At 70.7% G+C, this 17468-nt stretch carries 17 protein-coding genes; 13 read left to right on the top strand and 4 right to left on the bottom strand.

What is annotated here, in order from left to right; genetic code table 11:
- Position 1: 1 nt before the first annotated feature.
- Positions 2 to 1201: a CDP-alcohol phosphatidyltransferase family protein gene (locus IAI58_RS21675; RefSeq protein ID WP_207448359.1), complete on the bottom strand. Its 1200-nt coding sequence runs from the start codon at positions 1199 to 1201 to the stop codon at positions 2 to 4.
- Here IAI58_RS21675 and IAI58_RS21670 point away from each other — a divergent pair.
- A complete protein-coding gene (locus IAI58_RS21670; RefSeq protein ID WP_208776307.1) occupies positions 1181 to 2104 on the top strand; it encodes a metallophosphoesterase family protein in 924 nt (307 codons plus the stop codon). The two genes, IAI58_RS21675 and IAI58_RS21670, sit on opposite strands and share 21 nt — an antisense overlap.
- Here IAI58_RS21670 and IAI58_RS23180 read toward each other — a convergent pair.
- Positions 2088 to 2678 carry a DUF2141 domain-containing protein gene (locus tag IAI58_RS23180; RefSeq protein WP_207448363.1) on the bottom strand — a complete coding sequence of 197 codons (591 nt, stop codon included), beginning with the start codon at positions 2676 to 2678 and terminating at the stop codon, positions 2088 to 2090. The genes IAI58_RS21670 and IAI58_RS23180 overlap by 17 nt on opposite strands.
- Here IAI58_RS23180 and IAI58_RS21660 point away from each other — a divergent pair.
- From IAI58_RS21660 to IAI58_RS21640, 5 genes are read left to right on the top strand one after another with little or no spacing between them, the layout of a single operon-like run.
- Positions 2656 to 3099, top strand: coding sequence for an HIT family protein (locus IAI58_RS21660; RefSeq protein WP_207448365.1), 444 nt, complete (start codon positions 2656 to 2658; stop codon positions 3097 to 3099). The genes IAI58_RS23180 and IAI58_RS21660 overlap by 23 nt on opposite strands.
- Positions 3099 to 4409, top strand: coding sequence for an LptF/LptG family permease (locus IAI58_RS21655; protein ID WP_207448367.1), 1311 nt, complete (start codon positions 3099 to 3101; stop codon positions 4407 to 4409). Before IAI58_RS21660 ends, IAI58_RS21655 begins: the two co-directional genes overlap by 1 nt.
- Entirely contained in the window at positions 4406 to 5470 is a 1065-nt protein-coding gene (locus IAI58_RS21650; protein WP_207448369.1) for an LptF/LptG family permease, read from the top strand. The genes IAI58_RS21655 and IAI58_RS21650 overlap by 4 nt, the downstream gene beginning before the upstream one ends.
- Positions 5470 to 6621, top strand: a complete 1152-nt coding sequence (locus tag IAI58_RS21645) for a GNAT family N-acetyltransferase (RefSeq protein WP_237182501.1) — start codon at positions 5470 to 5472, stop codon at positions 6619 to 6621. Before IAI58_RS21650 ends, IAI58_RS21645 begins: the two co-directional genes overlap by 1 nt.
- A complete protein-coding gene (locus IAI58_RS21640; protein ID WP_207448373.1) occupies positions 6618 to 7382 on the top strand; it encodes a nucleotidyltransferase family protein in 765 nt (254 codons plus the stop codon). Before IAI58_RS21645 ends, IAI58_RS21640 begins: the two co-directional genes overlap by 4 nt.
- A 13-nt stretch (positions 7383 to 7395) precedes the next feature.
- Here the strand turns inward: IAI58_RS21640 and IAI58_RS21635 are convergent, their stop codons facing one another.
- Positions 7396 to 8187, bottom strand: a complete 792-nt coding sequence (locus IAI58_RS21635; RefSeq protein ID WP_207448375.1) for a phosphocholine cytidylyltransferase family protein — start codon at positions 8185 to 8187, stop codon at positions 7396 to 7398.
- Positions 8188 to 8457: 270 nt separating this feature from the next.
- Here IAI58_RS21635 and IAI58_RS21630 point away from each other — a divergent pair, with 270 nt between their 5' ends.
- The 3 genes from IAI58_RS21630 to fbaA all read left to right on the top strand — a co-directional run bounded on the left by IAI58_RS21630 (position 8458) and on the right by fbaA (position 12446).
- Positions 8458 to 10200, top strand: coding sequence for a fatty acyl-AMP ligase (locus IAI58_RS21630; protein ID WP_207448377.1), 1743 nt, complete (start codon positions 8458 to 8460; stop codon positions 10198 to 10200).
- A 5-nt stretch (positions 10201 to 10205) separates the two neighbouring features.
- Positions 10206 to 11156, top strand: coding sequence for an NAD-dependent epimerase/dehydratase family protein (locus IAI58_RS21625; RefSeq protein WP_207448379.1), 951 nt, complete (start codon positions 10206 to 10208; stop codon positions 11154 to 11156).
- A 189-nt stretch (positions 11157 to 11345) separates the two neighbouring features.
- Entirely contained in the window at positions 11346 to 12446 is a 1101-nt protein-coding gene (fbaA, locus tag IAI58_RS21620) for a class II fructose-bisphosphate aldolase (protein ID WP_207448456.1), read from the top strand.
- Positions 12447 to 12487: 41 nt separating this feature from the next.
- Here fbaA and IAI58_RS21615 read toward each other — a convergent pair whose 3' ends face one another.
- Positions 12488 to 13294 (bottom strand): IclR family transcriptional regulator, encoded by an 807-nt coding sequence (locus IAI58_RS21615; RefSeq protein WP_207448381.1) that lies wholly within the window; start codon positions 13292 to 13294, stop codon positions 12488 to 12490.
- Between the two features lie 119 nt (positions 13295 to 13413).
- Between IAI58_RS21615 and IAI58_RS21610 the strand changes: the two genes are divergently transcribed.
- The 4 genes from IAI58_RS21610 to IAI58_RS21595 are packed head-to-tail and all read left to right on the top strand — an operon-like array spanning position 13414 to position 17412.
- Positions 13414 to 14178: an SDR family NAD(P)-dependent oxidoreductase gene (locus IAI58_RS21610; RefSeq protein WP_207448382.1), complete on the top strand. Its 765-nt coding sequence runs from the start codon at positions 13414 to 13416 to the stop codon at positions 14176 to 14178.
- On the top strand, positions 14171 to 14938 hold the full coding sequence (locus tag IAI58_RS21605) for an SDR family NAD(P)-dependent oxidoreductase (RefSeq protein WP_207448383.1): 768 nt from the start codon (positions 14171 to 14173) through the stop codon (positions 14936 to 14938). The genes IAI58_RS21610 and IAI58_RS21605 overlap by 8 nt, the downstream gene beginning before the upstream one ends.
- Before the next feature lie 12 nt (positions 14939 to 14950).
- On the top strand, positions 14951 to 15781 hold the full coding sequence (locus IAI58_RS21600; RefSeq protein WP_207448384.1) for a polysaccharide deacetylase family protein: 831 nt from the start codon (positions 14951 to 14953) through the stop codon (positions 15779 to 15781).
- A 26-nt stretch (positions 15782 to 15807) separates the two neighbouring features.
- A complete protein-coding gene (locus IAI58_RS21595; RefSeq protein ID WP_207448385.1) occupies positions 15808 to 17412 on the top strand; it encodes an ABC transporter substrate-binding protein in 1605 nt (534 codons plus the stop codon).
- The last annotated feature ends 56 nt before the right edge of the window (positions 17413 to 17468 follow it).

Below are 17468 nucleotides of genomic sequence, written 5' to 3'. Positions count from 1 at the left end.
CTCAGGCATCCAGCCAGGAGCGCAGGGGGCCGCGGCGGCGGGCCAGCATGGCCTGCACCGTCACGACCAGCTGCTCCACGCAGCCCAGCGCCGTCCAGATCACCACGGCCATCATGCCCAGGTCGGGCCGGCCGATGAGCATGGCGGGCGTCAGCAGCAGCAGGTTGGGGTTCCGCCGGGCGATGATCAGCCGGAAGAAGCTGTCGAAGCGGCGCCAGACATGGATGTGCATGCCGAAGGCGCGGATGAAGATGCCCTCCTGCACGCGCTGTAGCACATACCCGCCGAAGACGATGACGCCAGCCAGCCAGGGGTCGGGCAGCGGCATGCCGATGGCGGTGCAGCCGGCGATCCAGGCCAGCCACCAGAAGGGCGGGTGGATCAGGTCGATCAGGTGGTCGAAGAGATTGCCGAACTTGGTGGAGGTCAGCGTCACCCGCGCCAGCTTGCCATCGACGGTGTCGAGGAAGGTCATCACCCAGGCGGCGGCCAGGCCCGGCCAGAAATTCCCCTGCCAGAACCAATAGAGCGCCGCGAAGACCAGGATCAGGCTCAGCGCCGTCACCTGGTTGGGGGTGATGCCCAGCGCCGCGCAGGCCCGCACCACATGGAAGGCCGGATGCGGCCAAGCATATTTGGTGACGAGATCGGTGACGCCCTTGTAGGCGCCGCCGAACATCCGCCACTCCACCGCCCGCCGGCTCTCCGGCGTCAGCTCCAGCAAGTAAGGCGCGCCGCGCTTGCGCAGCGCCTTGTCATAGGCGCCCACCATCTCGCCCGGCGCGGCGGCAGAGAGGCCGTCGAAAGCAGGGTCCCGCGCCGGAGCGCCGGCCAGCAGGGCGCGGGCGACGGCCTCGGCTCGCGCGGCACCGGTGCCGGCCGGCAGATGCGCCGCCACAGGCCGGCGGTCTTCGGGCCGCAGCAGCAGCGTGCCGGTGGCCTTGGCCATCTGCGCGACCAGGGAGGCGTCATAGACATGATCCGCCCGCATCAGCAGCAGCGGCCCGCCGGCCGGGTCCTGCGGCCCGGCCTCGGCCACGCCCGCGCGGGAGAGGGCCCGGCGCAGCAGCTCCGAGGATGACATGCTCCAGATCGGTGTCGAGGCCTCGCCCAGCAGCCGCGCCGTGACCGGGGCCCCGGCATTCGCCGCCGGCGCCTCAGCCGCTATGGTCGCGTCCGCATGACGCTGGTTCTCGCCCATCTCTCGGATCTCCACTTGCCGCCCCAGGCCCTGCCGGGTGTCCGGCAACTGCTTGGGAAGCGCTTGCTGTCCTACCTTGCCTGGCAACGCAAGCGCCAGCGGCGCGCCGAGCTGCCGGCAGACCTGCTGCTGGAGGATCTGGAGAGCTTCGCGCCGGATGCCGTGGCCGTGACAGGGGATCTGACCCATTTCGCCCTGCCGGATGAATTCGCCGCCGGCCGCGCCTTCCTGGAAAGGCTCGGCCGGCCCGCGCGGGTGGTGGCTATCCCCGGCAACCATGACGCGCTGGTGCCCGTGCCCTGGGCACAGGGGCTGGGCCTCTGGGCCGAGTGGATGCGCGGGGACGGGCCGGACCGGGAGGGCTTTCCCTTTCTGCGCCGGATGGGCGAGGTGGCGCTGATCGGCCTTTCCAGCGCGGTGCCGACACCTCCGGGCTCGGCGGCCGGGTGGCTAGGGCCGGCGCAGCTGGAAGGCCTTTCGGCGCTGCTGGCGGAATCCGGGCGGCAGGGGTTGTGCCGCGTGGTGCTGATCCATCATCCGCCGATCGGCGAGAACCGGCGGCGCGGCCTGCGGGACCGCGCGGCGTTGCTGGAAGTCCTGGCACGGCAGGGCGCGGAGTTGCTGCTGCATGGCCACAGCCACCGCCCCGCGCTGGTGCCGCTGCCCGGCCCCGGGGGCAGCCTGCTTCCCGCCATCGGCGTGCCGCAGGCGCTGGCCGGGCAAGGGCATCGCCACATGGGCGGCTGGAACCTCTACCGCATCACCCGCGCCGCGGGCGGCTGGGTGCTGGGGGCCGTGATACGCCGCTACGACCCGGCGGAGGGGCGGTTCCGCACCACCGGCCGATGGGGGCTGGCGCTGGGCACCGTCCCGGCAGGCGCGGCATTCAGTAGCGCAGCCTGATGGGAATTTGCGCCCCCGCCGCTCCTACACGGAAGCGGACCGAGTTGAAGCTCGGCAGGCCCAGCAGGGTGGAGGGGTTGTTGGAGAAGCCATAGCCCTCGGCCGGCAGGCCCAGAGCCGTGCGCTTGAAGTCATGGTCGTCATCCTCGTCGTGATAGACGGCGATGGCGTAGTCGCCGGGGGCGGAGACGGCGAAGCAGGCCTGCGCCTCGGTGCTCCTCAGCGGCACGCGCTGCCGGGCCAGCCTGCCGCCACGTGCCAGGAAGGCCTCGGAGCGAGGGCCATAGAGGGTGATGGTCATGTTGCCTGCCACCTTCCGCGCACCCGTCACGACCACCTGGATATGCGGCCCCTCGGGCGCGCCAGGGGCGCCGCAGGTGCCGGCCACCGGGTCCGCCGCCAGTGCCGGCGCCGCCGCCGCCGTCAGCAGCGCCGCCAGCAGCCCCGCCGCCAGAACATGCCCGCGCTTGCGCTCCCTCTCGTCCCCGGTGGCCGGAAGGACTATGTTGCGGGGTGAGTGTCCCGTCCCCCTCAGGCTTCCGAGACGCAGAATGGCAAGTGCGACGCTGAGCAAATTCGGTTACCCCACGACCCTGGTCGGCGAGACGGCGCATTGGGCCGTGCTGGTGCGCCCGGAACAACCCACCCTCGGCAGTCTGGCGCTGATCTGCCGCGAGCCGGTACAGGCCTTCGGCGATGTCAGCCCCGCTGCCTTCGCTGAACTGGGCAGCGTGGTCACGCGGATCGAGGCCCTGCTGCGGGAATTTACGCAATATGAGAAAATTAACTACCTCATGTTGATGATGATGGACCCGGATGTGCATTTCCACGTCATCCCCCGCTATGAGGGCGAGCGTGAGCATGCCGGGCTGAGGGTGCCTGATGCCGGCTGGCCCGGTCCCCCGGCGCTGGGCAAGGCTGTGACGCCGGACGCGGCGCAACTGCGGGACCTCGTGACGAGGCTGCGGGCAGGCTGGGCCGGTCTGCCGGCCTGATGGAGGGCACCCCCGCCACAGTTGCCGGGCGGCCGCCCCTGGCCGGAACATTCGCCAGCCCCCTGGTGTCGCGCTACCTGCTGCGCCTGCTGGGCCGGCCGCTGCTGGCGACGCTGATGGTGGTGCTGCCGGCCCTGCTGCTGGAGCGGCTGCTGCGGCTGTTCGACCTCGTCGCCAGCAGCAATGGCGCCATCGCCCCGGTCATCCAGCTGCTGGTCTTCCTGACGCCGCATTACATAGGCCTGGCGCTGCCGGCGGCGTTCTTCATCAGCGTCTTCACCGTCATCACCCGGCTCAGCGAGAATCACGAGCTGGATGCCCTGCAGAGCAGCGGCCTCTCCCTTGCCCGGCTGGCCCGGCCCTTCCTGCTGGTCGGCGTGCTGCTGGCGCTGGCGGGGATCGTGATCTACGGCTACCTGCAGCCGCTCGGCCGCTACAGCTACCGCGCCGCCTTCTATGCCGTGACGCATGCGGGCTGGAACGCCACGGTCGGCGCCGGGGAATTCATCCGCATCGGCAAGAACCTCGCCGTCAGCGCCGATGTGGTCGATCCCCGGACCGGGCAGCTGGGCGGCATCTTCATCGAGCAGAAACGGCCGGACGGCACGCAGGTCACCACCACGGCCCGCACCGGCTGGCTGACCCGGCAGCCAGCGGAAGGCACGCTGCTGCTGCAACTCGAGGCCGGCAGGCAGATCTCCATCTCTCCGCAGGGGGAAGTGACGACGCTGCAATTCGGCGATTCTGCCATCACACGCCCCTTCAGCATGACCATCGACCCCTTCCGCTTCCGCGGCAATGACGAGCGGGAGATGACGCTGGGCGAGCTCTGGGCGGCCACCCGCAGGGACGGGCCGCCGGGCCCGGGGGAGCCGGATGTCCCGCGCCGTCGGCTGGAAGGGGAACTGAACGGCCGGTTGGTCCGCTCCTTCTCCATGGCGCTGCTGCCGCTGCTGGCCATCCCGATGGGCCTTGGCGCCAAGCGCACCCGGCGTTGGCAGGGCGTGGCGCTCTCGGCCGTGATCCTGGTGATCTACCACCACGCGGTGCAGCTCGCGGAATCGCTGGGCGATATCGGGTTGATCAACCCCGCCCCGGCGCTCTGGGGGATCTTCGGCCTCTTCGCCCTCTTCTCCCTCATGGCCTTCCGCCATGCGAACCGGAACCCCTATGAAGGGCCCTTCGATGCCGTGCTGCAGCGGCTGGAGAGCATGACCTCCGCACTCGGCGCCTGGCTGCCGCGCCGCCGCCCACGCGCTTCCGCCACGGAGCGGCCCGTCGCCTCGTCGCCCGGGCAGTCCCGCCCGTGATCCGCCGCCGGTATCTTTCCCGGATTTTCATCGGCCGCTTCCTGGCGGCGCTGCTGGGGCTGGCGGCGCTGCTGCAACTGTTGGACCTGCTGGACCGCGCCAGCGAGGTGCTGCACCGCGGCGGCATCGAGGATCTCGCACGCTACGCGGCGCTGCGGCTGCCCACCGTGCTCGGGCAGATGGTGCCTCTGGCGACGCTGGTGGCGGGCATGCTCACCTTTCGCCGCCTGGCCATGACGCTGGAGATGACGGCGCTGCGAGCGTCCGGCATTCCGGTGCGCCGGGTGCTGGTGACGCTGCTTCCGGTCTGCCTGGCGGCGGCGCTGGCGCAGGGGGTACTGCTGGGCTTCGTCGCCCCACGCACGGAGCGGATGCTGGCCGAATGGTGGGAAAGCACCGAGAGCCGCGCCCTGGCGCCGGCCTCCGCCCCGCCCCGCGTCTGGCTGCGCGCGGGTTCGCAGATCGTCGGCATCGACCGGGTTTCGCTGGATGGCGCGCATCTCCAGGGCCTGCTGCTGGTGCCGCGGGCCGAGGATGGCGTGGCCCGGGCGCGGATCGAGGCCGACAGTGCCGTGCATGACGGCGCCGGCTGGACCCTCCAGGGCGTGCGGGTGGCCGAGCCCGGCGGCACCAGGCTGGTGCGGCAGGCCACGCGCCCCTGGCCGGAGGGCCCGCCGCCCGCCGAGATCATCGAGCTCGCCAGGCCGACGGAATCCCAGGACCCCTGGTGGCTGCTGCGCGCGCTGCGGCGGGAACAGGCGGTGGACCGTGGCCCGGCCTTCTATGCCACGCGGCTGCAGAACAGCTTCGCGCGGCTGCTGGCCCCCTTCCTGATGCTGCTGCTGGCCGCGCCCGTGGCCTTTGAGATGCCCCGGCGGGGCGGCGGGGGGCTCCGGCCGCTGCTGGGCCTCAGCCTGGGGCTCGGCTATCTGCTGCTGGGTGGGCTGCTGACCGCGCTGGGCGAGGCCGGAGTGGCGCCGGTGGCCCTCTCCGTCTGGACCGCACCCATCGTCTTCGCCGCCCTGGGCGGCATGCTGCTGATCCGCTTCGAGGAACAATGATGCACCAGCGCCATGGGGTGGAGATCGTCCCGGTCTCCGGCCGCGCCGCCATGGAGCGGTTCATCCGCTTGCCGGAGCGGCTGATGCGCGGCGACCCGAACTGGGTGCCGCCGTTGCGGATGGAGCGTCGCATGACCCTCTCTCCCCGCCGGAACCCCTATTTCCGCCATGCCGAGGCCGCCTTCTGGCTGGCGCTGCGGGATGACGAGGTGGTGGGGCGCATCAGCGCGCAGCAGGACCGGCTCTCCCCCCCCATGGCCGATGGCAGCCCGGCCGGGCATTTCGGCCTGCTGGCCGCGGGGGATGACGCCACCGTCCATGCCGCGCTGCTGGAGGTGGCGGAGGGCTGGTGCGCGGCGCGTGGCGTGCGGCGCATCACCGGCCCCTTCAGCCTTTCGATCAATGAGGAAAGCGGGCTGCTGGTGGAGGGTTTCGACACCCCGCCCATGCTGATGATGCCGCATGACCCGCCCCATGCCGCCCGGCACCTCCAGGCCCTCGGTTATGAGCGGGAGAAGGACCTGCTCGCCTACCGGGTGGAGACGGCCCTGCCGCCCACCCCCGCCGCCGCCCAGCTGGTGGCGCGCGGCCTGCCGCCGGGGGTGGTTCTGCGGCCGCTGCGGCGGGCGGAGCTGCGGCGGGAGGTCGAGCGGCTGGTGGACATCTTCAACGAGGCCTGGGCCGGCAACTGGGGCTTCGTGCCCATCACCCGGGAGGAGGTGGATGCCATGGCCTCCAGCCTGAAGCCGCTGCTGCACGAGAGGCTGGTCTGGTTCGCGGAGATGGAGGGGCAGGCGGTGGCCTTCGCCGTCTGCCTGCCCAACCTGAACGAGGCGATCCGCGACCTCGGCGGCCGGCTGTTGCCCCTCGGCTGGGCGAAGCTGCTCTGGCGGCTGCGGCACAGGTTGCCCGGCACCGCCCGCGTGCCGCTGATGGGCGTGCGGCGGGATGTCGCGCGGGGCATGCTGGGCCGGGTGCTGCCGCTCTTCATCGTGGACGCGCTGCGGCGGGAGGCCCGGGCCATGGGCATCCGCACCATCGAGATGTCCTGGGTGCTGGAGGACAACCTGCCGATGCGCCGCCTGGCCGAGGCGGTGGGCGGCAAGGCCTACAAGACCTATCGCGTCTTCGGCAGGGACATCGCGGCATGACCGGCGTGACGGCCCTGGTGCTGGCGGGCAGCCGGCAGGGCGCGCGGGATCCCATGGCGCTGGCGGCCGGCGTCTCTCACAAGGCGCTGCTGCCGGTGGGCGGGGTGCCCATGCTGGCGCGGGTGCTGGCGGCGCTGCGGGCCAGCCCCGGCATCGCCCGGATCGTCGTGATGATCGAGGCGCCGGAGCGGAGCCTGGCCGGCTTCCCGCTGGGGAATGCGCTGCCGCGCCCGGCGGAAGGCTCGCCCAGCCGCAGCGTGGCCGCCGCCCTGGCGGAATTCGGCGCTCCGCTGCTGGTGACGACGGCCGACCACGCGCTGCTGACCCCGGCCATGGTGGGGCGCTTCCTGGCCGACCTGCCGCCGGGCGTGGATGTCGCCGCCGGTCTGGCGCGGGCGGAGACGGTGCTGGCCGCCTGGCCGGAGACGCGCCGCACCTGGCTGCGCTTCCGCGACGGGCGCTTCAGCGGCTGCAATCTCTTCTGGATGGGCACGGCGCGCGCCGGGGCCGTGGTGGATTTCTGGCGGCAGGTGGAGCAGCAGCGGAAGAAGCCGCTCTCCATGGTGAGGCTGCTGGGCCCCTGGGTGCTGCTGCGCTTCGCGCTGGGCCTGCTCAGCCTGCCCGCCGTGCTGGCGGCGCTGGGCGCCCGCACCGGCACCCGGCTGGCGGCGGTGGAACTGCCCTTCGCCGAGGCCGCCGTCGATGTGGACAAGCCGGCCGACCTGGAACTGGCGGAGGCCGTGCTGGCCCGGCGGGGCTGAGGGCGCCGCGCCCTTACTCCGCCGCGGCCACCGTGGCCGCGGCCTCGCGCCAGCGCTGGCCCAGCATTTCCGCCCGCATCACATCGGCCGGGAAGTCGATCTCGCCCCAGGAGAGGCCCTCGATCGAGGCGACCCGCACCTCCATCTCCGCGGCCAGGGCATCGATGACGGAGAGATACCAGCGCTTCAGCCCGTCGGGCCGGCGCAGCACGGCTTCCACGCCGGCGGCGAAGCGGGCGCCGCCCTCGCCGCGGAAAAGCAGCATGCCGATGGACTCGCCCTGGGTCCGTTCCGGCGGCAGGGTCTTGCCGATGGCCAGCAGCCGCGTGCCCGCCAGCGAGACCTTCATGTCGTCGTCATCATACTGCGCCTTGCGGTCGATGGTGACGGTGATGGGGGCGGCGGGCGCATCCAGCAGCCGGCGCAGGATGGCAGGCTCGAACAGCGTGTCGCCATTCAGCAGCAGGCAGCCGCCAGTCTCGCGGCTGCCCTGCTCCAGCACGTCCCGCGCCAGGAAGCAGCTGCCGGTATTGTCGGCCACCGCGTAGAAGGGGTTGAAGCGCGGCCGCACGCCGGCGGCGGAATCGCCGAGCCCGGCCAGCATGGCCTCCACCCGGTCGGCCCCGAAGCCGGTGACGACCGTGACATCGGTGATGCCATTGGCCGCCAGGGCGCGCAGCTGCCATTCCAGCACGGGCATGCCGGCGACTGGCAGAAGACATTTCGGGTTGAACTCGGTCAGGGGCATCAGACGCCGGCCCTGGCCGGCGCAGAGAATGACAGCGCGCAGTGTTCTGGTCCTCATCCGCCTCGAAGAGCCGGCTGGCGGCGCGGCCACACGGCGGTGCCGGGACCCGGCCCGAACTCCGAGTAAGGACTGAATCTAGCACCGGCCAGTCCGCCGCGCCATGCCACAGGACCATGGCGGCCCCTCATAAGATTGACGGGATCGGCTTGAGCTTATAGGCAGGCCAGACGCATTTCCGGGCTGAGGGAGTGCCTCCACGCCTGCCGGAGACTGGGCAGGCGATCTTGTATCTGGCCATGCCCGAGCATCTGGGCGGAGAGAGCCTTCATGCCGCTTCCGATACCGACTTTGAGCGGCCTTCCGCTGCGCAGGGGCGATTTCGCGACCCTGCCCGAGGCGCTGGATTACGCGGCCGGCGGCGCGACCGGCATCGCCTTCCATTCGATCCGCGGCGGGCATGTCGCCAGCCTGACCTATCGCGACCTGCGGGAGCAGGCGCTGGACCTGGCCGGCCGGCTCCTGGGCGCCGGGCTGCGGCGGGGAGAGCGGGTGGCCATGCTGGCCGATACCTCGCCGGATTTCGTCTGCGCCTTCTTCGCCAGCCAGTATGCCGGGCTGGTGCCCGCGCCGCTGCCGCTGCCGCCGCCCTTCGGCGGGCGGGAGGCCTATGTGGCGCAGGTCGAGCGGCTGTTGCAGGAAGCCCACGCGGCCGCCCTCTTTGTCCCCGGCGAGATCATGCCCTGGCTGGCCCCGGTGGCCGGGCGGATGGGCCTGAAGTTCTTCGGCACGGTGGAGCAGATGCGCGGCGTGCAGCCCGCCGCCGCGGCACCCGTGGCCAGCGGACCGGATGACATCGCCTATCTGCAATTCTCCTCCGGCAGCACGCGGCACCCGACGGGCGTGGCCGTGCGGCAGCGGGCGGTGATGGCCAATACCTCCGGCATCATGCAGCACGGGCTGAAGATGCGGCTGGGCGACCGCACCGCCTCCTGGCTGCCCTTCTACCACGACATGGGTCTGGTCGGGTTCCTGCTCACGCCGATCGCCGGGCAGCTCTCGATCGACGCGATGCCGACCTCCGACTTTGCCCGGCGGCCGATGATGTGGCTGTCGATCCTCTCGGAATACAAAGGTACGCTCTCCTTCAGCCCGAGCTTCGGCTACGAGCTCTGCGTCCGCCGCCGCGCCAGCGCGCCGGAGGGGCTGGACCTTTCCTCCTGGCGCGTCGCCGGGCTGGGCGGCGACATGATCCGCCCGCATGTGCTGGAAGCCTTCGCCGAGGGCTTCGCCCCGCATGGCTTCCGGCGGGAGGCGCTGGTGCCGAGCTACGGCATGGCAGAGGCGACGCTGGCCATATCCTTTGCCGAGCTGGAGCAGGGCTTCGAAACCGACGAGATCGACCTGACGCGGCTGGAGACCGAGGGCCGGGCCGTGCCCGCGACCGCGCAGACCGAGCGGCGCCGGCCCTTCGTCCTCTGCGGAAAGGTGCTGCCGGAGCATGAGCTGGAGGTGCGCGATTCCGCTGGCCGGATCCTGCCGGACCGGCAGGTGGGCAGCATCCGCGTGCGTGGCCCCAGCATCATGCAGGGCTATGACGGCCAGCCTGAGCGGACGGCCGAGGTGCTTTCGGAAGACGGTTGGCTGGATACCGGCGACCTCGGCTACATGCTGGACGGACAGGTGGTCATCACCGGTCGCGCCAAGGACGTGATCCTGGTGAAGGGCCGCAACATCTGGCCGCAGGACCTGGAATGGTCCGTGGAGCACGCGCTGCCCAACCTGCGCACTGGCGATGTCGCTGCCTTCTCGGTGGATGAGGAAGGCGAGGAGACGGTGGTGCTGCTGGTCGAGGCGCGCGGCGCCCCCGATGCCACGGCACGGGAGCGGCTGATCGCCGAGGTCGGCGGCGTGCTGCGCGCCCGCCACGGGCTGGAGGGCCGGGTGGTGCTGGTGCCGCCGGGCGCGCTGGTGCAGACCTCCTCTGGCAAGCTGAGCCGGGCCTGGTCGCGCCGCAAATATCTCGCCGGCGAATTCGGTCCGGTCCCGAGCGCCAGCCAGCAGGTCGCCTGACGCCCATGCGCGGGGCGCCGCTGGTCGCAGTGACGGGCGGCACCGGCTTCGTCGGCCGCTATGCGCTGGCCGCGCTCGCCCGCGCCGGCTGGCGGCTGCGCATGCTGGTACGGCGCGACCCTGTGCATCCGTTGCTGGCCGATGCGCCGATGGAGCTGGTGCTGGGCGACATGCAGGACGCCGCCGCCCTGACCCAGCTGGTGCGCGGTGCCGATGCGGTGGTGCATCTGGCCGGGCTGACCAAGGCATCGGACCTCGCCGGCTTCATGCGCGTCAACCGCGACGGCACCGCCCTGCTGGCCGAGGTGGTGGCGCGGGAGGCGCCGGAGGCACGGCGGTTGCTGATCTCCTCGCTGGCCGCGCGGGCGCCGCAGCTCTCCCACTATGCCGCCAGCAAGCGGGCGGGCGAGGCGGCGGCGCGTGCCGCCGCTGGCGGGGAGGCCTGGACCATCCTGCGCCCCGGCGTGGTCTACGGCCCCGGAGACGAGGAGGGAAGGGCGTTGCGCCGGCTCGTGACGGCACCCTTCGCCGCCGTGCCGGGGCCGCCCGAGCCACGGATCGCCATGATCCATGCCGCCGACCTGGCCGATGCCATCGCTGCTCTCTGCGGCGCCGAGATATCAGGCGGCTGCTACGAAGTTTCCGATGCACGCCACGACGGCTACGGCTTCACCGAGGTGCTGAGCGTCACCGCCGCCGCCATGGGCCGGCGCCCGCCGCGCCTGCTGCGCCTGCCCGACGCGGTCTTCCTGGCCGCCGGGTGGTCGGCGGACCTCTGGGCGAAGCTGAGCGGGAGGCGCGGCATCTTCGGCCATGGCAAGGCGCGGGAGCTGCTGCATCGCGACTGGAGCGCCGACCCCGCGAGCCTGCCCCCCGCCACGCTCTGGACGCCGCGCATCGCTCTGCGGGACGGCATGGCGGAAGTGGTGCGCTGGTGGGACGGCGGAGACCGCTGAGACCCGGCATCCCGGGAAAGGCGATGATTTCCTCGTGGGTTGGCCGGTGGCCGGAGGGGGGCATCTACCCGGCGGCGCGAATTGGAATTATGGTCGTGGCTCCTGCTTCGTCATGCAGGCCGGGAATGACGCGCCGGGGCCGGAGCGGCCACGCGCATACAGCCACCACGAGGACCACAGATGAACGACATGGTACAGGAGAGCCAGGCTCCGCAGGCAGGCAGGAAGCTGCAGCCGGGCGTGGTGACCGGAGCGGATTACCTGGCGCTGCTGGATGCCTGCCGTGAGGGTGGCTATGCGCTGCCCGCCGTGAACGTCGTCGGCACCAACAGCATCAACGCGGTGCTGGAAGCGGCGGCGAAGAACAAGTCCGACGTCATCATCCAGCTCTCGAACGGCGGCGCCCGCTTCTTCGCCGGCGAAGGCTGCCCGGACGCCAATGCCGCCCGCGTGCTGGGCGCGGTTTCCGCCGCGCAGCATGTGCACACCGTGGCCAAGGCCTATGGCATCTGCGTGGTGCTGCACACCGACCATGCCGACCGCAGCCTGCTGCCCTGGGTCAATGCCATGATCGACCACGGCGAGGAGTTCATGAAGCGGACGGGCAAGCCGCTCTTCTCCTCCCACATGATCGACCTCTCGGCCGAGCCGCTCGACGTGAATATCGAGGAATGCGCCAAGGTCCTGAAGCGCATGGCGCCGCTGGGCATGAGCCTCGAGATCGAGCTGGGCGTCACCGGCGGCGAGGAAGACGGCATCGGCCACGATCTCGAAGAGTCCGCCGACAACGCGCATCTCTACACGCAGCCCGAGGATGTGCTGAAGGCCTGGGAGATTCTCTCCCCCCTTGGCCATGTCACCGTCGCGGCCTCCTTCGGCAATGTCCACGGCGTCTACGCGCCGGGCAACGTCAAGCTGCGGCCGGAGATCCTGAAGGCCTCGCAGGAGGCCGTCTCCGCCAGGTTCGGCGGCGGCGCCAAGCCGATGAGCCTGGTCTTCCATGGCGGCTCGGGCTCGGAGAAGGACAAGATCACCGAGGCCGTGTCCTATGGCGTGTTCAAGATGAACATCGACACCGACACGCAATTCGCCTTCGCCGAGCCGGTGGGCGCCTATGTGCAGGCCAATCCCGTGGCCTTCACGCACCAGATCGACCCCTCCAACGGCAAGCCGACCAAGAAGCTTTACGACCCCCGCAAGTGGCTGCGGGCCGGCGAGAAGGGCGTGGTGAAGCGGCTGGACGAAGCCTTCGCCGATCTCGGCTCCGCCGGGCGCTCCCTGGCGCTCTGAGCGACGACACCCGGCGCGCCAGGGCGCGCGCCGGGACGCTCTCAGCGGATGGCCGGGCCCTGGCTCAGGGCCCGTGCCGCCTCGATGGCCACGGGGCCGACGCGGCGGCGGAAGGTCTCGGCATCCCATTCAGACAGCGAGCCCGCCACATGGATGGCGGCCACCGGGCGCCCGTCCCGGTCACGCACCGCCGTGCCCAGCGCGATCTCTCCCAGCAGTGCCTCCTCGACCGCCAGGGCGAAGCCGTCCCGCCGCGCCTCGGCGATCTTGCGCCGGATGCCCGGAAGATCGGTGATGGTCTTGGGGGTCATCGGCCGGCGGTCTGAGCGCGCGAGGATGTCCTCGGCCTCCGCCTCCGGCAGGGCCGCCAGGATGGCGCGGCCGCCGGAGGAGCAGAAGGTCGGCAGCCGTCGCCCGACCAGCGTGGCGAAGAAAGTCTCCCGCTTGCTCTGCAGCCGCACGGCATAGACGACATCGGTGTCGTCGAAGAGGCTGAGATCCACGCGCTCCTGCACGGTACGGCGGAGTTCCTGCAGCACCGGCGTCGCCCGCTCCACCAGCGGGTTCATCCGCAGGTAGTCGAAGGAACGGTCCAGCAGCCGCTTGCCTGGCACGAGCCCTGGCCCGCTGGCGCTGCGTTCCAGATAACCGAGTGCCTGCAAGGTATGCGCGACCCGCTGGGTCGCGCTCTTGTCCAGCCCCGCGGCCGCGGCCAGCTCGGCCAGCGACATGGGCCGGGCCTGCCGGCCAAAGGCTTCCAGGACCCGCAACGCGCGCTCCACCGATTGCAGGAAAAGCCGGTCCCCTGCCTCCCTCGCGGCGGTGTCGTCCTTTCCCTTTGACAGCATCAGCGCGGCTTCCTAGGCTTCATGGCGATGTGTTCGTATTGCTCTGCGATATGGGCTTTGTCCAGCACTTCCGGCCGGCATGCCGGCTCTCTCTTCCTCTCGGCTTCTGGGGGCCCAGCATGGGTGGACGTTTCGAAGGGCAGGTGGCGGCGGTGACCGGCGCCGCCTCCGGCCTGGGCCGCGCTGTCGCGGAGGCCCTGGCGCGAGAGGGAGCGAAGCTCGTCCTCTTCGACCGTGATGCCGCAGGGCTTGACGCCCTGGCGGCGCAATGCCCGCAGGCGCTTGCCGTGGCGGGCGACGTCTCCGTCGCCGGGGATGTGGCGCGGGCGGCCGAGGAAGGGCTGCGCCGCTTCGGCCCCGCCAGCCTGCTGGTGACGGCAGCAGGGATGCTCGGCCCCACCGTGCCGGCGGTGGAGGCGCAGGAAGCCGACTGGGACCGCGTCTTCTCCGTGAACGTGAAGGGCACCTGGCTGGCCGTCCGCGCCTTCATCCCGCAGATCCGCCAGGCGGGCGGCGGCGCGGTGGTGACGCTGGCCTCCACCGCTGGGCTGGTGGGCTCCCTGGCGCTCCCCGCCTATTCCGCCAGCAAGGGTGCGGTGGTCATGCTGACCCGCAGCCTCGCCCTGGCCCATGCGCCGGAAGGCATCCGCGTCAACTGCGTCTGCCCGGGCTCGATCGAGACACCGATGCTGGAGGCCACTTTCGCCGCTGCCGGAGATGCGGAGGCGCGGGCCCGCCGCATGGATGAATTCCGCGCCCGCCATCCGCTGGGCCGCTTTGGCCATGCCGAGGAAGTGGCGGAAAGCGTCCTGTTCCTGCTGGGGAAGGGGGCGGGCTTTGTCACCGGCGTCTCTTTGCCTGTCGATGGAGGTCGTCTTGCCTGACCCGCAACGCTTCGCCGGCCAAGTGGCCATTGTCACGGGGGCCGCGGGCGGCATCGGCGCCGCCACGGCTGCACGACTGGCGGCGGAAGGTGCGCGCGTGCTGCTGGCCGACCGTGACCCCGCGCTGGCTGAAGCGCCCCTGCCGCCCGGCGCCGTTGCCTGCGTGCTGGACATCACGGCGCCCGATGTCGGCGCCCGGCTGGCCGTGGCGGCGCTGGAAGCCTTCGGCCGCATCGATATCCTCGTGAACAACGCGGGCATCGGCGGCTCCCGCGCGCTGGCAGAGAGCGACGACGCGCTGATCGCGCGCTTCATCGACACCAATCTGACCGCCGTGCTGCGGGTGACGCGGGATGTGCTGCCACATCTGACCCAGCCAGGCGGATGCGTGGTGAACCTCTCCTCGATCTTCGGCGTCGCGGGCTATCCGGGGATCAGCGCCTATGCCGCGGCCAAGGGCGGCGTGGCGCAGTTCACCCGGCAGCTGGCGGCCGAGCTGGGTCCGCGCGGGCTGCGCGTGAATGCCGTGGCGCCCGGCGTGATCGAAACGGCGATGACCGAGGGATTCCTCCTCAACTCCTATTACCGCCGTGCCATGGTGGAGGCCGCGCCGCTGCGCCGGAGCGCGCGGCCGGAGGAGATCGCGGGCGTCATTGCCTTCCTGGCATCCTCCGATGCCTCCTTCGTGACGGGGCAGGTCATCGTGGCCGATGGCGGCTGGATGGATGGGCGGCATCCGCCGCGCGACGGCGAGAACTGAGGAGCGAGAAGCATGATCGACATGAAGGTGAACTGGCCGAACGGGGCGCGCATCGCGGTGATGCTGACCTTCGACTTCGACGCGGAGACGCTCTGGCTCTCGCGCGATCCCGCCAATGCGCGCCGCCCCGGTATCCTGAGCCAGGGCACCTATGGCGCCCGCGTCGCCGTGCCGAAGATCCTGGAGACGCTGGCCGAGGAGGAGGTAAAGGCCACCTTCTTCGTCCCTGGCTGGACGGCGGAGAATCATGCGAGCCGTGGCGAGATGATTCTGAAGGGTGGGCACGAGATCGCCCATCATTCCTATTCCCATGAGTGGATCGATCCCGACTTCCCCGAGAAGGAAGTGGAGGAGATGGAACGCGGGCTCGATGCCCTGAAGCGCGTGCTGGGCGTGATCCCGAAGGGCTACCGCTCCCCGGCCGGCGAGACCAGCGACAACCTGATCGGCCTGCTGCAGAAGCACGGCTTCCTCTACGACAGCTCGCTGATGGCCGATGTGAATCCCTACCGGCTGGAGCTGCCGGATGGCGGGCGTGGGCCGATCGAGCTGCCCTGGCACTGGAGCCTGGACGACGCGCCGCACGCGCTCTTCTCCATTGCCCGCCCGCGTCCGATTTTTCCCAACAGCCACCTGCGGGAAATCTTCCAGGACGAGTTCCGCGAAATCTATCGCTGGGGCGGCCTCTATAATCTCGTGATGCATCCGCAGATCAGCGGCCGGCCCAGCCGCGTCGCGCTGCTGCGGGAGATGATCCAGTGGATCAAGACCTTCCCCGGTGTCTGGTTCGCCACGGGCGAGGAAGTGGCGGCGGCATGGTCCGCCGCGCATGAGGCGGGCTGAGCAGGAACGGAGAGGAAGAGAGCACGATGCAACTGAAGAACTGGCTGCGCCGGACGGTCCTCGCTTCTGCGCTGCTTGCCGCCGGCATCGCCCTGCCCGTGCAGGCACAGCAGGCCGAGAGGCCCGTGCGGCTGGTGGTGAATGTCGGCCTGCAGGTGCTGGACCCCGTCGTTGGCACCTCCTTCATCACCCGCAACTTCGCCTACATGGTCTTCGACACGTTGGTGTCGATGGACAGCAAAGGCAATTTCCGCCCGCAGATGCTGGAAGGTTGGAAGATCAGCGATGACGGTCTGACCTATACCTTCACGCTGCGCCCCGGCCTGGAATGGCATGACGGCAAGCCCGTGACGGCGGAGGATTGCGTCGCCTCCATCAAGCGCTGGGGCGGGCGCGATTCCACCGGCCGCCGGCTGATGGCGGCCAGTAAGGATCTGCGCGCCACCAGCGAGAATCAGTTCGTGCTGGAACTGTCGCGGCCCTTCGGCGGCGTAATCGACGCGCTGGGCAAGCCGAGCGTGCATGTGCCCTTCATGATGCCCGCGCGCATCGCGGGAACGACGCCGCCGACCGAGGCGGTGAAGGAGATTGTGGGCTCCGGCCCCTTCCTCTTCATCAAGGAGGAATGGGTGCCGGGCGAGAAGACCGTCTTCCGCCGTAACCCGCGCTACCGCCCGCGCGAGGAGCCGGCGGATGGCCTGGCCGGCGGCAAGGTCGTGCATGTCGAGCGCGCCGAATTCATCAATATCGGCGACCCCGCCACCCGCGCCGCCGCGCTGCGGAATGGCGAGGTGGATTACCTCGAATACGCGCCGCTGGACTTCCTGCCGGTGCTGCAACGCGACCGTAACCTCACCCTGGCCAAGCCCGGCGGCATCGCCCAGATCATGGGGGGCCTGGCGCTGAACCATGCACAGCCGCCCTTCAACAACCTGAAGGTGCGCCAGGCCCTGCAGACGGGGCTGGACCAGAGCGAGACGGTGGCCGTGCACGGCCTGCCGGAGGGCATGTTCCAGCCCATCTGCCAGTCCATGACCATGTGCGGCACGCGCTACGCCACCGAGGCCGGCAGTGAGGCCCTGCGGGAGCCGAGCCTGGAACGCGCCCGCGCCATGCTGAAGGAATCCGGCTACAACAACGAGCGGGTGGTCCTCCTGCACCCGGCGGATTCAGCGCTGATCAACCCCATGGCCATGGTGGTGGCGGATCGCATGAAGCGGATGGGGCTGAACGTGGACCAGCAGACCCTGGACTGGGCCACGGCCGCGCAGCGCTGGCTGAGCCGTGAGCCGGTGGAGAAGGGCGGCTGGAGCGCCGTGCCCGTCGTTTACACGGGCTTCGACCTTTCAGACCCGCTGAGCAACCTGGGCATCGGCTACAACTGCACGGGCACCGCGCCCTGGCTGTATTGCGATGAGGCCCTGACGCCGCTGCTACAGCGTTTCGAGGCGGAGGCCGATCTGGAGAAGCGCCGGGAGATCATGGCGGAGATCAACCGCCGCGCCCTGGCCAATGTGAACTTCATGCTGACGGGCCAGTTCTCCAGCCCGGCGGTGTGGCGGAAGGAACTGAAGGGAGTGATCGACTTCGGCTTCCCCGTGCTCTGGAACATCCGCCGCGAAGCGTCCTGAATGAGATGACGGGAAGCCCACGGGCTTCCCGTTCCGCTGTCCCGGCCCTGTTGGCC

The organism is Roseomonas marmotae, from assembly GCF_017654485.1.
GTDB lineage: Bacteria > Pseudomonadota > Alphaproteobacteria > Acetobacterales > Acetobacteraceae > Pseudoroseomonas > Pseudoroseomonas marmotae.
The sequence above is the reverse complement of the archived record's forward strand: the minus strand, read 5'-3'. Positions and strand labels throughout refer to the sequence as shown.

Coding starts and splice junctions, on each gene's coding strand:
- IAI58_RS21670 (WP_208776307.1), top strand. CDS start 1,181: ATGACGCTGGTTCTCGCCCATCTCTCGGATCTCCACTTGCCGCCCCAG.
- IAI58_RS21675 (WP_207448359.1), bottom strand. CDS start 1,201: ATGGGCGAGAACCAGCGTCATGCGGACGCGACCATAGCGGCTGAGGCG.
- IAI58_RS21660 (WP_207448365.1), top strand. CDS start 2,656: ATGGCAAGTGCGACGCTGAGCAAATTCGGTTACCCCACGACCCTGGTC.
- IAI58_RS21655 (WP_207448367.1), top strand. CDS start 3,099: ATGGAGGGCACCCCCGCCACAGTTGCCGGGCGGCCGCCCCTGGCCGGA.
- IAI58_RS21645 (WP_237182501.1), top strand. CDS start 5,470: ATGCACCAGCGCCATGGGGTGGAGATCGTCCCGGTCTCCGGCCGCGCC.
- IAI58_RS21640 (WP_207448373.1), top strand. CDS start 6,618: ATGACCGGCGTGACGGCCCTGGTGCTGGCGGGCAGCCGGCAGGGCGCG.
- IAI58_RS21635 (WP_207448375.1), bottom strand. CDS start 8,187: ATGAGGACCAGAACACTGCGCGCTGTCATTCTCTGCGCCGGCCAGGGC.
- IAI58_RS21630 (WP_207448377.1), top strand. CDS start 8,458: ATGCCGCTTCCGATACCGACTTTGAGCGGCCTTCCGCTGCGCAGGGGC.
- IAI58_RS21625 (WP_207448379.1), top strand. CDS start 10,206: ATGCGCGGGGCGCCGCTGGTCGCAGTGACGGGCGGCACCGGCTTCGTC.
- fbaA (WP_207448456.1), top strand. CDS start 11,346: ATGGTACAGGAGAGCCAGGCTCCGCAGGCAGGCAGGAAGCTGCAGCCG.
- IAI58_RS21615 (WP_207448381.1), bottom strand. CDS start 13,294: ATGCTGTCAAAGGGAAAGGACGACACCGCCGCGAGGGAGGCAGGGGAC.
- IAI58_RS21610 (WP_207448382.1), top strand. CDS start 13,414: ATGGGTGGACGTTTCGAAGGGCAGGTGGCGGCGGTGACCGGCGCCGCC.
- IAI58_RS21600 (WP_207448384.1), top strand. CDS start 14,951: ATGATCGACATGAAGGTGAACTGGCCGAACGGGGCGCGCATCGCGGTG.
- IAI58_RS21595 (WP_207448385.1), top strand. CDS start 15,808: ATGCAACTGAAGAACTGGCTGCGCCGGACGGTCCTCGCTTCTGCGCTG.